The sequence below is a fragment of the Evansella sp. AB-P1 genome, assembly GCF_029688925.1.
Lineage (GTDB): Bacteria > Bacillota > Bacilli > Bacillales > Salisediminibacteriaceae > Evansella.
Genome location: NZ_JARUKY010000003.1, coordinates 175,420 through 189,463 on the forward strand (window position 1 = coordinate 175,420; position 14,044 = coordinate 189,463).

General features: G+C 36.6%; 13 protein-coding genes, 1 pseudogene and 1 riboswitch. Of the genes and pseudogenes, 6 read left to right on the plus strand and 8 right to left on the minus strand.

What is annotated here, in order from left to right; translation table 11 throughout:
• Positions 1–9: 9 nt before the first annotated feature.
• Positions 10–1,095: a Gfo/Idh/MocA family protein gene (locus tag QA612_RS04390; RefSeq protein ID WP_278282548.1), complete on the minus strand. Its 1,086-nt coding sequence runs from the start codon at positions 1,093–1,095 to the stop codon at positions 10–12.
• 19 nt (positions 1,096–1,114) lie between these two features.
• Positions 1,115–1,765: a ThuA domain-containing protein gene (locus QA612_RS04395; protein WP_278282549.1), complete on the minus strand. Its 651-nt coding sequence runs from the start codon at positions 1,763–1,765 to the stop codon at positions 1,115–1,117.
• Between the two features lie 269 nt (positions 1,766–2,034).
• Here QA612_RS04395 and QA612_RS04400 point away from each other — a divergent pair, with 269 nt between their 5' ends.
• The 3 genes from QA612_RS04400 to QA612_RS04410 all read left to right on the plus strand — a co-directional run bounded on the left by QA612_RS04400 (position 2,035) and on the right by QA612_RS04410 (position 4,258).
• Positions 2,035–3,324: a helix-turn-helix domain-containing protein gene (locus QA612_RS04400; RefSeq protein ID WP_278282550.1), complete on the plus strand. Its 1,290-nt coding sequence runs from the start codon at positions 2,035–2,037 to the stop codon at positions 3,322–3,324.
• Positions 3,312–3,473, plus strand: coding sequence for a hypothetical protein (locus QA612_RS04405; protein WP_278282551.1), 162 nt, complete (start codon positions 3,312–3,314; stop codon positions 3,471–3,473). The genes QA612_RS04400 and QA612_RS04405 overlap by 13 nt, the downstream gene beginning before the upstream one ends.
• A 107-nt stretch (positions 3,474–3,580) precedes the next feature.
• Complete coding sequence (locus QA612_RS04410; protein ID WP_278282552.1) at positions 3,581–4,258, plus strand: PspA/IM30 family protein; 678 nt, start codon at positions 3,581–3,583, stop codon at positions 4,256–4,258.
• A gap of 184 nt (positions 4,259–4,442) precedes the next feature.
• Here the strand turns inward: QA612_RS04410 and QA612_RS04415 are convergent, their stop codons facing one another.
• The 3 genes from QA612_RS04415 to QA612_RS04425 all read right to left on the minus strand — a co-directional run bounded on the left by QA612_RS04415 (position 4,443) and on the right by QA612_RS04425 (position 8,263).
• Positions 4,443–6,926, minus strand: coding sequence for a septation ring formation regulator EzrA (locus tag QA612_RS04415; RefSeq protein WP_278282553.1), 2,484 nt, complete (start codon positions 6,924–6,926; stop codon positions 4,443–4,445).
• A gap of 252 nt (positions 6,927–7,178) precedes the next feature.
• Complete coding sequence (locus QA612_RS04420) at positions 7,179–8,033, minus strand: J domain-containing protein (RefSeq protein WP_278282554.1); 855 nt, start codon at positions 8,031–8,033, stop codon at positions 7,179–7,181.
• 98 nt (positions 8,034–8,131) lie between these two features.
• The gene (locus tag QA612_RS04425; protein WP_278282555.1) at positions 8,132–8,263 is read right to left on the minus strand and encodes a hypothetical protein; all 132 of its coding nucleotides are present in this window, start codon (positions 8,261–8,263) and stop codon (positions 8,132–8,134) included.
• 295 nt (positions 8,264–8,558) lie between these two features.
• A riboswitch (TPP riboswitch) is annotated at positions 8,559–8,675 on the plus strand.
• Between the two features lie 134 nt (positions 8,676–8,809).
• On the opposite strand from QA612_RS04425, the gene thiC reads away from it, so the two are divergent.
• The 3 genes from thiC to QA612_RS04440 all read left to right on the plus strand — a co-directional run bounded on the left by thiC (position 8,810) and on the right by QA612_RS04440 (position 11,410).
• The gene (thiC, locus tag QA612_RS04430; protein ID WP_278282556.1) at positions 8,810–10,594 is read left to right on the plus strand and encodes a phosphomethylpyrimidine synthase ThiC; all 1,785 of its coding nucleotides are present in this window, start codon (positions 8,810–8,812) and stop codon (positions 10,592–10,594) included.
• A gap of 24 nt (positions 10,595–10,618) precedes the next feature.
• A complete protein-coding gene (locus tag QA612_RS04435) occupies positions 10,619–10,789 on the plus strand; it encodes a serine protease (protein ID WP_278282557.1) in 171 nt (56 codons plus the stop codon).
• 345 nt (positions 10,790–11,134) lie between these two features.
• Entirely contained in the window at positions 11,135–11,410 is a 276-nt protein-coding gene (locus QA612_RS04440; RefSeq protein WP_278282558.1) for a DUF1292 domain-containing protein, read from the plus strand.
• A 42-nt stretch (positions 11,411–11,452) separates the two neighbouring features.
• Here the strand turns inward: QA612_RS04440 and msrB are convergent, their stop codons facing one another.
• The 3 genes and pseudogenes from msrB to QA612_RS04455 all read right to left on the minus strand — a co-directional run bounded on the left by msrB (position 11,453) and on the right by QA612_RS04455 (position 13,527).
• Complete coding sequence (gene msrB / locus QA612_RS04445) at positions 11,453–12,433, minus strand: peptide-methionine (R)-S-oxide reductase MsrB (protein ID WP_278282559.1); 981 nt, start codon at positions 12,431–12,433, stop codon at positions 11,453–11,455.
• Positions 12,434–12,478: 45 nt separating this feature from the next.
• A pseudogene (locus QA612_RS04450) lies at positions 12,479–13,057 on the minus strand (peptide-methionine (S)-S-oxide reductase MsrA); the annotation flags it as partial.
• Between the two features lie 128 nt (positions 13,058–13,185).
• Positions 13,186–13,527 carry a DUF5658 family protein gene (locus QA612_RS04455; protein WP_278282560.1) on the minus strand — a complete coding sequence of 114 codons (342 nt, stop codon included), beginning with the start codon at positions 13,525–13,527 and terminating at the stop codon, positions 13,186–13,188.
• Positions 13,528–14,044 lie beyond the last annotated feature (517 nt).

Below are 14,044 nucleotides of genomic sequence, written 5' to 3' on the forward strand. Positions count from 1 at the left end.
GGGAAAAACTTAGTTGCAAATGCCTTTCACCGATAATGGTGCTGGAGATTGACACTGATTTTTCAACACATAATGAACTCCCTTTTCAGCTGCATAATGAAAACCGTACATAGCTTCTAACACATGTAAGCCGACAACTCCATTGGCCCGATGGGGACGATTGTTCCGAATACTATAAACCATATCCAAAACTCCTAAACCACGTGAATTTTCTTTATATTGATGATTTATTTCTACATTTGTCCACTCTTTTTCTCCAGGCTTCCTTAATAACACAGGGCCTGAAAATGTATTTGGATCTGGAACGCGAATACTTCCCTCTGTTCCGTAGATTTCAATATTAGGATAGTCCACCGTTGTAAATGTATCGAAACTTGTGATGAGTGTACCAACAATCCCATTTTTAAAATCCAATGTTCCTGCAAGATGGGTTGGCGTTTCTACTTGCATTATTTCCCCATATTTTTGTTTGCTCGTAATCGTTCGTTCTGAAAAAGCTTTAGATGCTGAGGCAGTCACTCGATGAATCGGTCCTAGTAGCTGAATAAAAGCTGTCAAATAATATGGTCCCATATCGTACATTGGACCACCACCATGCTCATAATAAAAAGCAGGATCTGGATGCCAGCTTTCGTGACCAGGATTCATCATAAATCCTGACACAGATAACGGTCTCCCAATACCCCCATCATCAATGAGCTTTTTACACGTTTGTATTCCAGCTCCTAAAAATGTGTCTGGAGCACAACCTATTCGTAAATTTTTTTCTTTTGCTATACGAACTAATGCCTCACCATCCTCGAGATCTGCAGCTAACGGTTTTTCCACGTATACGTGTTTTCCAGCTTCTAATACTTTTTTACAAACATCTGCATGTGCGGCTGGATTCGTTAAATTAACCACCAATTCAATTTCATTATCATTAAGCATGTCTTCAACAGTCATAACCTGATCGACACCATATTTTAACGCTTGTGCTTCTGCTTTACTGTTGACGGTATCTGCAACCGCTTTCACTTCTACTTCTGAAAAGGACATTAAATTCTTTAAATAGATTCCACTAATATTGCCACAACCAATGATTCCTATTTTCATTTTGCAATCCCTCCAATTCTTATCGCGTTGCCCAAAGCATTCCTTTTTTCATAAGTTCTTTCACCTCAGGCATCCTAACGATTTCTGCTACATGGCCAAGAGAGCAATAATATATCTTCCCTTTGCCCCATCCTTTCGTCCAAACGACAGGCATATGTACTTCCCCATTCGTCATATGTGGTCCTGGTGCCACTGGAAATTTGGTGGTGGCATGGACCTTTACAGCAGGATCAATATGCATGTAGTATTGCTCGGAGTCAACCTGGAAATCTTCTATCCCTTTTGTTAGAGGATTATCTCGATCCAATATATTAACAGTGTAGCTAACACCGTCATTTCCAGGATGGGCAACCCATTGACCTCCAACCATAAATTGATAGTCAACGGCCTCTCTAAAGCTATCTCCCATCCCTCCATGGAGACCTGCAAGGCCAACACCGCCTTCCACAGCCTTCACGAGGAGGTGAAGCTGTTCTTTCGTAATTTTGCCCTGTGTCCAATTTGGAACGATTAGATCATAGAAATTCAATTCTTCCTCTTCTAAAGTAACTAACGTGTCAGTAATTTTCACTTCAGTGTCTTCCTCTTCTAAAATTCCCTTCAAAATATCAGCTACCTCCGCTGGTTCATGGCCTTCCCAACCACCTTGAAAAATTAGCGCTTTTTTCATATGTTTCCTCCCAGACTACTAATAGTTAAAAACAGAACATCTACATGTATAAATAACTCTTCTCTTTTTTATTCTAAAACCCTCTTTTTAAGTAGCTGCCAAACAAAAGAAAATAGCACAAACAAGCAGCATTTTATTCATGTCTAACGGCTCTATTTTTTATCGTTGCTTATTATTTCATTAGATAGATAGAATTAATTGATAACTATTTAGTACTTTATGTAGTATAAAAGTAATAGAATGTCTTTTTTTTGCAGAGGGGGTTTAACATGCATGTAGGTAGGCGCATATGTAGTATCCGTCAAGAACGGGGACTATCCCAAGAATCGGTAGCAAAGTCTATACTTTCAAGAAGTCATTACAGTAACATGGAAACAGGACGTTTTAATATCTCTACTGATATTTTAGAACTATTGTCACAAAAGTTAGAGGTACCTATTACCTATTTAACAAATTACAAAAATGAAAATATTGATCTAAACTTAAAACTAGAACAATTAGAAAGTGCTCTTGAAGATAAAGAATACAAAAAAGTAGAGCAATTGATTCTCCACATTGAGAATGAATACGAGTATATTGAAAATATTATTCAAGAGTTTAAATATTTCCTTTTAAAAGCTAGTTACTACATCATTACCAACAATATAAAGCTTGCAACTTCAATTATAGAAAAGAAGATCAATCCCTATGTACAGAATGAAGAAGATATTCCAAATGACTTACTATTTTACTACTATTATACTTTTGCACATTGGCATCAAAAAAGAGAATCCTTTTCAAAAAGCAGAGAATATTACTATTCAGCAATAGCCCATTGCCAAACAATAAAGGAACGAGCAAAAATTTTTTATAATACGGCAATAGTCGAACGGGATTTGCATTCTTATAGAAACTCCATTAACTTTGCCAAAAGAGCTTTAGAAGCATATAAAATTGAAAATATGTGGTATCAAGTTTCAAAGACTTATGCTCTTTTAGGATTAGTATATTTAGAGACAGGATTATTAGAAGAAGCAGAAGATACTCTTACAAGAGGGTTAAACATAACCACCCGTAATCAATATAGTGATCTAGAAGAATATTTTTATGAAAACTTAGGCTTAGTTTTTGATAATCAATCGAAGAAGGAACTTAGTATTGAATATTTCAAAAAAAGTATAGAAATAAAAAAACGACTAAAAAGTCAATATATTGTACACTCCTACATTAACCTAATAGAGACATATATGGAGATTGATAAAATAAAGGAAGCTAAGGAATTTTTGAAGGAAGTAAAGCAACTGGATAAAGACAGAAGTGAAAAATATTTAGTTATGGAAACAGAGGCAAAAATTGCACTTTTATCAAATAGTAAGGAAAAGTACGAATCACTTACAAAGAAAGTTATTGATTATTATATAGCTAAAAAAAATTGGTTATTTCTCATCCCTTTAGCAAAACAATATAGTGAATATTTAGCAGCGAATTTTAAATATAAAGATGCATACATGTATTCAAAAATTGCTTTAGATGCTTCTGATAATGTAAAAAAGGGTGGGGTTAGTATTTGGGAAAAATAATTGCAGCGATACTAATAGTAATTTTTCTAGTGTTTTCAAGCTCTCGTTTGATAGACTTGCCAAATGATGAAAATTACGACCTTTTTGCAAATAAAGGTGGAAAGCCTCCTACGACAGAAAATGAAGACCCGCCACCCCCTGAAAATTAATGAAACCTTTCTGCTGTTTTATCCGTATTTTTATATAGATAGGACAGTTGTTTTTTTATCAAATGTGATAAAATTTAATTATTATTATGGATCTGGAGGGGATTTACATGTTTCGTTTTTTTAACCGTGTACGTACAATTGTATCATCCGAATTAAATTCACTATTAAACAAAGCAGAAGACCCATCAAAAATGCTTGATCAATTTATAGTTGATATGGAGAAGGATATTTCAGAGGTAGAAGCAGCTGTTGCAAAGCAAATCGCAAATGAAAAAGTATTAAAAAACAAATACGAAGAGGCCGCATCCTTTGTCACACGAAGAGAAGAACAGGCGATTAAAGCATTAGAGTCTGGTGATGAAGATTTAGCACGACGAGTGTTAGAGGACAAAAACAAACAGCAAAATCATGCGGAATCATTAAAGCAATCCTACGAGGAAGCGCAAAAGCTTTCCACTGAACTAAAAGAAAAATTGCTTGAAATGAAAGACGAATACAATGAAATGAAAATGAAGAAAGACTCCCTTAAGGCTCGTTCAGAAAGTGCCAAAGCTCGTTCAAAAATTAATAAAACCATGTCTGGTATCGGAACTGGTGCAAAAAGTGGTTTTCAACGTATGGAGGAAAAGGTCATCCTTCACGAAGCAGAAGCAGAAACGTCTGAGGAAATGCGTAATGTGAATAAATCACTGGACGATGAACTTTCAGCCCTTGATTCCAATAGTGCTGTAGATAATGAACTTGCAGCCTTAAAAGCAAAATTACAGAAAAAAGATGTGGAATAATAAATCAATATGTAAGGACAAATGCAAATGAAAATAGACCAAAAGAAAAAACACCGTATAATGGTGTTTTTCTTTTTTATTTGGCTGTGTAAGAAGATGGTGTTATTTTATTGAAATTCTTTTGCGGATGGTACGAGACTCCAGCGACAAACCTCAACATTGATACTTAACAGCGCCTTTTTATTTAAAACTTTCTTCCCCCACCACGAGATCCGAAGCCTCCTCCTCCACCACGGGAGCCAAAGCTAGAGCCTCCTCCTCGAGATCGACCTCCGAAGCTAGAACCGCCACCAGAACGGCCACCTCCTCCGAAGCCACCTCCACTGCCGAAGCCGCCTCCTCCAAATGGTGGTGTTCGACGATGCATTTGTGCTTGTCTTCGTTGACGCATGACACGGCGATCATGTTCGTCCTTCATTTCATGGATAATTCTTCTACCAATTTCAATTTCACTCATTACTTCACTGTAACGTCCTTCATTCATGTAACTCTTAACTTGAGTTTCACACGACTGAAAACGATTACGATAGGTAGACGCAAACATATTAAATCCGTATCGTCTCTCTGCTGTTCGATAGGAGGAAAGGACATCTTGCCATTCTCTTTCTGCTTTTCTTTTTTCATTAAGAGCATGTGTAATTTCATCGGTCAGGCGATCTAGCTGGAGCTGCTCTTCATTAATTTGTTGATATAATTCATCTACATTTACAGGTAGGTTTGTTAAATCCTTTTCTATTCTTTGAATATTTTCCTTTATGGTTTGAAGCTGACCTTTATTAAACGGAAGCTGATTTTTTTCAATGGAAATAACTAATTCCTGTACTTTAGTATTAATCTGCTGTACCCATTGCTCCATCCCTTCCTTCTTTTGCCCAAGGACGTTGAACAGATGGAAGCATTCTTCATAATAATTTTTTACTGTCTGCAAATCACGATTAACCTCTGTTATTATCTCATGACTCTTTTTATACTGCTGAACCTCTTCATGAAGTAGATTTTCAATTTTAGGAAACCTTGAATTGATTTTACTCACTAGCTGTTCCATTACGGAAAATTTTTCAGGTAAATGTCCCCAATGCTCTTTTGTATAGTGAGCACGAAGTCTTTCAATCTCTTCTGTAAATAAACCTTCAACATTCTCATATGTCGTTATAAGGGATTTAACCTCTGAAAGCTTTTCTTTCGTTTCATCACGATAAAGAACTAGCTGCTCTACTCTTGTTTTACTATCATCTAGCCTCGTATGAATTACTTTAACAATTTTTTCACCTTCGTACACATTTCCTTCTGATATAACTTGTTGGAGCTGCTTTACGTAATTCCGGGCATCATTTATTAATTCATATGGTGCTTCATCTACTAAAAGAAGTCGTTCACGTTCAACCAATGACTTTACATCTCGTTCTCTTTCATTGATATTTCCACTTATTGACCCTTCTTCTTTTAACAGCTTTTCAAGTAAGCTAATTTCGTCACGATAAGCTTGAATCATTTCTTCTGCCTCATTTAATTCCTCGTATGCTGCTAAAAAATCAAAGGAATCTTGTAAGGTAATAACTTCTTCAAGCTTGTTGGTAACATGTTGTTTTTTCAAAAACACATTCTTAAACTCTCGTTCATTTTGCAGCTTCAGTTTATCAAGTTTTTTATTCCATGTATCTAACATTTCCTGTAGCTCTAATAGCTTTGATGATGTTTCTAACTCTTTCTTTATGTGTTTGTCAATCTTCTCGGTAAAATTCTCTAGCTGGGACAAGTCAGCATTTGTTTCCTGCTCAAAGGGCTGCAGTGATTTCTGGAATTGAGCAAAACTAAATTGTGGAATCACTAATTCCTTTATTTCCTTCTCCCTTTGTTTTACTTTGTTTAATAGTGCAAGAATTTCATCGTTTAAGTCTTGAAAAATGGATGCAGTATGTCCTTTGCTCAATTGTAGTTTTTCAGAAGTATTGTTATAAGGATCTAATACTTTGGATAACAAAGATTGTTGCTTCTCTAGTAATTCCTTGACCTGTATCCTTACCTTCTTTTTTTCCGTAAGAATACGAAACAGGTAAAAAGCACCGATCAAGGCAATAATTACACCAATGACTAGTAACAGCGGCACTACACTAAAGCTATTGCCGCTAGTTCCCGTAGGTTGTGATCCACTTTGAGATTGCTCCGGTATAGGCGGTGGTGCTTGTGAAGAACCACTATCTGTTGCCTCTAAGGCTTCCACTCGATCTAGCATGGCAGTAAGCCCTCCAGAAAAATCACCATTTCCCGCTGCTGGTATAAAGGTTTCATCTAACAGCACTCCAAAAGGATCTGTACTAGAAATTTGATCGATGTGCTGATTGATGTGACTACCTGGCGCAACGTGAAGATATACTTCACTTTCTGCTGCAGAAATGATAAGAACAGCATCGTAGCCCTCTGCTTGAACGTCATTCAACGTTTCTTCAGCCAATTTATCAATCGCTGTATTGTTCAAGCTTTCTACTGTTTTTATGAAGTAATTGTTTTTTGTTTCCGAATAGTCATTTTCAATCATTTGTATTTCATCTGCATTAAAAAAGTGAGCTTGATCATCAAATGACACGTCTGCAAAAACGTGACTGAATGTTGAAAAAGTAAGTAAAAAAACGATAAATCCAATAAATGTATATTTAAATATTTCCTTCATGACGATTTACCTCCTTCTCTCTATATGTAATATTACTATAACCTAAAACAATGCCTTTTTTGTTACATATTTACCTATACGGATAATGATTCGTGAAAGTTCCCAAAGGACACCTCCAAACCTATCAAATAAGAAAAGCGCTAGTGGTCTGGAGCTAGACAACGTTAGAAAAACTTAGAGATTCACTGCTTATCTTTATATAAAAACAAGCTAGAAATAAATCATCTAGCTTGTCCAAGTTTGTTAGTTATTCTATTCAGCTAATTTTTCAAAAAAAGCAAAGATATTTTCTTTATTATCTATTCTCACAGGGATCGCAGCAATGTGATTTATATCTGGAACTAATTCAAGGTCATCAAAAATAGGGTGACCTGTTAAGTCAATTCCATAAAGTTCTTCCTCCGTACTTCGTTCTAACGTGTCATAAAGGAGATTTTCTGCACCAAACATTTCCTCTAATTCTTCTTCCATATCCGTTAATGGTTGAAAAAATTCTAGTTCTAACAGGGTGTAATAATGCTCTGTGTCACTGATAAACAAATCTGATTCATCATACATGAGAGCAATGATACTGCTCTGCTGTTCTCCTAAGTCAAATTCCGAATGAATTTCTAATGGAGCAAAGTTAAACTCAACAGCTACTCGTTCCCATTCTGGGAAGAGAGATGAAATTCTATCTTCTAGCAAATCTGTTTCAGCTGTACGAGATGGGCCATATATCATCACACCAAGCTCTGGTTCCGGTAAGCTTTCTAATTGAGCTCTTTCTTGTTGAGCATCCATCCAATTTATCATTAAATAGGTTCCTACACCTATAATAAAAATAGCTGCAATAATATGAAATTTATAATAATAGATAATGTGATCAACTTTTTTCCTAAATGGACTTTTATCAGGATTAATTTTAAATCTTTCTAGGTTGTCCAATCTTTCTAATTCATTTTTTATCGTGGAATATGACCTATTTATTTCTGAAATATTTCTTTCTTTTACTTGTTCATGCTTAAATCTAAGTAGCCATAACGAATATTTTTCTTCTATTTCTTCCCTTGATGCACTTTCAGGAACATCTAGGATTTCATAAGCTCTTTTAACTTTTTTATCCAATTTTATACACTCCTCGACAAAATACTCCCCTATTATAGTAATAGAAATTGCTTAAGAACGAAAGAAAGATAGCAAATTGTCATTAAAATAATTTATTATTAAGACCTGTTATATTTCTCCACAAGACGAGCTTCAATAATTTCAAGCATTTGTTCCGGATCCATGTTTGGCTCCTCTTCACCTCGATGGATAATTTCATTCATTAACTCCTTGAATTCCTCTGTCCCCATTGTGAACTCCCCTTCCTACAATACTATGCTCTTACCACATTGTATTTTGGAAGGAAAAAAGTGATATAGAAAAGAGAGTACGCTTCCTAATTTGGGCTTCTAGAACGAAAGTCTCCATTCACTGCTGAACCAGTCTATTTTCAGGCTATCCAGAAAGGTTTTTAAAAGGTTTTTCTTCATTTCTGATTGATTGTACCACAAGCCTTTACATTTAATCCTTGTAAAAATCTATAAAATTTCGTAAAAAACCCTTTTATTATTCCATGAATTCATATACAATAATAACCAATTGAATAGCACTAACTAGGGGTGTCCAATGAGTTGGGCTGAGAGAAAAGGCACGCAGAAGCTTTTTTAACCCTCGGGACCTGATCTGGTTCATACCAGCGTGGGGAAGTTAAACAGCGTATCTTATTGACGTTACTTCTAAACATAAGCCGGGTCCACCCTACTAGGGAATCCGGCTTTTTTTTATTTGTAAAACCTCTATGCTGATTATGTACGAGATCTCGTCCTTCTAACAATTCGAAAAGGAGAGATTTTTTTATGTCAACAAACTCTGTAAGTGAAAAGAACATGTCAATTATGTCAACTTTTGATGGTAGTAGAAAGGTTTATGTTACTGGGTCGCGTCCAGACATTCAAGTACCCATGCGTGAAATTTGTTTAAGTCCTACTACTGGTACCTTTGGTGAAGAAGAAAATGAACCTGTTCGTGTGTATGATACGAGTGGACCGTACACAGACCCAAATTACAAAGTTGATGTACAAAAGGGACTACCTGCCCTTCGCAGTCAATGGATTCATGAACGAGGAGACGTAGAGGAGTATGAAGGCCGCCATATAAAACCAGAGGACAATGGATATAAAGATGAAAATGATCCAAGGACCAACCACCAGGTTTTTACCGGACTAGATCGAAAGCCTGTCAGAGCTAAAAAAGGGAAAAATGTAACCCAGCTACATTATGCAAAAAAAGGAATTATTACACCAGAAATGGAATTTATCGCGCTTCGGGAAAATTTGTCCCCAGAGTTTGTACGGGATGAAATTGCCAAAGGACGTGCCATTATTCCATCGAATATAAATCACCCTGAAACAGAGCCGATGATTATCGGACGAAATTTCCATGTAAAAATTAATGCGAATATTGGGAATTCTGCAGTTTCTTCTTCCATTGTTGAAGAAGTAGAAAAAATGACATGGGCTACTCGTTGGGGTGCTGATACGATCATGGACCTTTCCACTGGTAAAAACATTCATACAACCCGTGAGTGGATTATTCGAAACTCACCTGTTCCAGTAGGCACTGTTCCTATTTATCAGGCACTAGAAAAAGTAAATGGAGTGGCGGAGGATCTCACATGGGAAGTGTATCGAGATACTTTAATTGAACAGGCTGAGCAAGGAGTAGACTACTTCACTATTCATGCTGGTGTTCTTTTACGCTATGTACCATTAACAGCTAAGCGTCTTACTGGAATTGTCTCTCGTGGTGGATCAATCATGGCACAATGGTGCTTATTTCATCATAAAGAAAACTTCTTATATACACATTTTGAAGATATTTGTGAAATTATGAAAACATACGACATTGCTTTTTCTCTTGGAGACGGTCTACGTCCAGGATCTATTGCAGACGCTAATGATGAAGCACAGTTTGCGGAGCTAGAAACATTAGGAGAATTAACGAAAATTGCATGGGAGCACGATGTACAAGTAATGGTAGAAGGACCTGGTCACGTACCTATGCATCTCATTAAAGAAAACATGGATAAACAGCTTGAGATGTGTCATGAAGCTCCTTTCTATACGTTAGGACCATTAACAACAGACATTGCTCCTGGATATGACCATATCACTTCTGCTATTGGCGCTGCCATGATCGGGTGGTTTGGAACTGCAATGCTATGCTACGTAACCCCAAAAGAACATTTAGGATTACCAAATCGGGATGATGTTCGAGAAGGAGTAATCACCTATAAGATAGCTGCCCATGCAGCTGATTTAGCGAAGGGACATCCTGGTGCCCAAAAGCGTGACGATGCATTATCAAAAGCTCGTTTCGAGTTCCGTTGGAGAGACCAATTTAATTTATCTCTAGATCCTGAACGTGCTGTTGAATATCATGATGAAACACTTCCAGCTGAAGGGGCAAAAACATCCCACTTCTGCTCTATGTGTGGACCTAAGTTTTGCAGTATGCGTATTTCTCAAGACATTCGTACGTATGCGAAAGAAAATAACCTGGATACAGAAGAGGCAATCAAAAAAGGGATGGAAGAAAAATCTGAGGAATTCAAAGAAGCTGGTAGCAACATTTATCGATAAATAAGTGTCTTGGGAGGGTTGATCATGAAGGATGTCCAAGAAATCAAAAAGGTGATTGGGTATTTACATGAAGAAATTAATAGCTTAGAAAATCACCTAAAGAATATACAAGATAAATGTGATCACCAATATGAAGAAAACAATTACTATAAAAAGTGTACGAAGTGCCAGCAAATTAAAGTGTTGTATTTTTAAATAGTCTATTGGAAAAACTACGGAGAAATTTGCCGTAGTTTTTTCATTATAATTTATTTAAATTAATGGAATTTGTGTTTGGGGAAATATGTATGAGCAGTTCGGGTGTTCTATGAGCCGATTTGTGCTTTCTATTGAGCTATTTTGAGACCCCTATGAGCTTGTTTGTGGTTTCTATGATTCATACTCGACATTCTATGAGCATCAGACTTTGAAACCCTCTTTATGCAAGTTTGCAAACAATCCTATCTGTAAAATATTTTAAGCTATAAAGTTCTACATATTTGGGAAATTTAGAAGTAAGATTCTAATTCAAGCAATTAGCTGCAAAAGGGGGAAAAGAAATTGTCAGATAATGAATACATTACAGTTGAGGATGATGAAGGAAACGAAAAGGTCTTTCAAGTTGATGCCATGTTTGATATGGAAGATCATTCATACGCAATGATTACTTCCGGAGATGAAACACTTGTCATGCGAGTTGAGGGAAAAGAAGGGAAGCAATCTCTCGTTTCAGCCACAGAAGATGAAATTGAAAATCTAATGGACGCCTACAATTTGGCTATTGATGCAACGATCGAGGAAGAAGATGGAGATGATGGAGGACATCCCATTCATTAGTAAATATAAATCAATTTCCCTAAAACTACATCCTCTATTCCATCATTTACTAAACATACGCACATACTCCTTATACCCTTCATTCACCAAATCCTCTTTCGGAATGAAGCGAAGGGCAGCAGAATTAATGCAGTATCGAAGGCCTCCCTCTTCTTTTGGGCCATCTTCAAAAACGTGCCCTAGATGGGAGTCCCCTTCTTTACTTCGGACCTCAATTCTTGTCATATCGCGAGACACATCTAGCTCCTTTACAATATTTTCGTCATGCAACGCCGTTGTAAAGCTTGGCCAACCACAACCTGCATCATATTGTGCTAGTGATGTGAACAATGGCACTCCCGTTATAATATCAACATAAATACCCTCTTTTTTATTATCCCAATAAGGATTTTCGTATGGAGGTTCGGTCTTATTTTTTTGAGTCACGTCGTATTGCAATGGAGATAAACTCTTTTTTAAACGGGCATCCTCTCTAGGGTCAAGCCACAATTCTCTTAATCCCTCTCGTCTTCCTGATCTTTCTTCTTTTATTTTAAATCGGAAGGGATGCTTTTTGTGAAAACTTTGATGGAACTCCTTTGCAGCATTGAACGTTGCTGCAGGTAAAATTTCCGTTACAATTTCTGAGGAAAATTGGTTACTTTGTGCTAATGCAAACTTTGATTTTTCAGCCTCAAGCTTCTGTTTTTCACAATGATAAAAAATAGCAGTTCCATAAGCGTCCCCACGATTATGAAATTGTCCTCCGAAGTCCGTTGGATCAATTTGTTTCCAGAAAATATTTAACAAATTATTGAACGATGAAACGATTGGATCATAAGTAATTTGGATTGCTTGAAAATGACCTCCATAACCTAAAAGGACCTCTTTATGTGTTGGATTATTTTTATAGCCACCCGTATAACCACAGGTTATTTTCCTTACTCCATTTACCCTTTCAAAGGGTGGCACTAAAAATATAAAAGGGCCTCCAGCAAAGGTAGCTACGCTGTAATGATCACGTTCACGTTCACGTTCTTCCATCAGCACCACTTCCTATTAAAGAATAATTCTAATTGCTATCTAAATCTACCACTTTATCTCTTTTAACAGACGGAGTATATTATCCGTTTCTTCCTCATCAAGCTTCCATTCCTCTTTTATTTCCTTCTTTAATGTAGCTAACGTCCCGTAGCCTTTTGCAAATCCGTTAAGTCTGGCTACTAATGTTGAATGAACGAAATCCTCATGAGTTGGATAATAGCTGCGTAGAATCTCTGTGGCTTTTTTAAACCGTTTTAAGTAGTATTTCTGATGTTTATCCTCCGCGAAATAGAACGTCGTATAGGGAACGAGTTCCGTTTCAATCTCACCGTTCAGGCGCTGTGACCATTCATTTTTTCCCAAAAGGGCAAGTTCTTTTTCTTCATCGCTATTGTAAAAAAGAATGGACATATATTGGCGACCTCTATAGGGGCTTCGTCTAGGATTATGGCTTTCCCAAAATCGATGGATGAGCTCCCTGTAAGTGATTTTCGTTGAGTCGTAGTCTAATTGGAGTATTTCAGAATGGTCGCCCATGTTGCGGTATGTTGGGTTTTCCGTCGTTCCGCCTCCGTATCCTACTCGAGTTCGAATAATTCCAGGTAGATGTCCGAACTGGGCATCTGGTCCCCAGAATCAGCCCATGCCGAATGTGATAGTTCGTAGGTTATTATTATGTGTCATGGGGCGTCCTCCTTGTCAGCTAGCTGTCACACTTATATTTTCTACTATATGTTATATATTAAACGGGACTAGATTAAAAACCAACCGATCCATACTAAATGATACATATTGACGAAAAAATAAATGGAAAAGGTAGTCACTATAAGCTTATCGATTAATTTCGTAGATGACTGGAGGAAGGGGTATAGGGCTAAGAGTAGCAAAGGCAATAACGTTTTATATGAATAGAAGATGAGAGTGTTCTTTTCGTAAAGTATATTGGCGAAAGGATTCCACTCCTCAACGATGTGAAGGCGAATGCCTATGTCAGTGAACAGTGCATCTGTAAAGCTTAAACAGCAAATAAAGATAATGAATGTTTTAGTTGTAATGTGCCATTGTTTCTTTACCGTTATAACTGATTCACTCATTATTATCACTCCCCTCTATTTTCTCACTATTCTTTAAAACTTGAATTTGATCATTTATAGACTTTTAACTTCATAGTTTCCATTTTGGTATAAAAGTTTCGATTTTATACCTATCAAATGGTTGACTGATTGCACAACAAAAAACACAACTCATCCATGTAACAATGGAATAAGTTGTGTTCTAAATAATGAATAAATGATGCTCACGTTTTCTTGGGTAGTACTCTTGATTTTTTTGGAAGCTCCTTGGATTGTTATGGTGATTAGGAAGTTAGTGTAGGAAGGAGCTTTTTTCGATCTATATTTTCTTTTATTCATACATATTTTATTTTCTGTGATGACGATCATAGCATCACCTCTTTTGGGCGAACGACGTATTTGATTCATTTGCAAGCATTTACTCTAAAAATTAGCATAGGGTGAAAAGGTCAATCCTGATCCTATTTTTAAACAAATTTTCATTCGTACAATTAATTATAAAACATTCCCTTCCATATTTGCAGGGAAAATGGGCGAT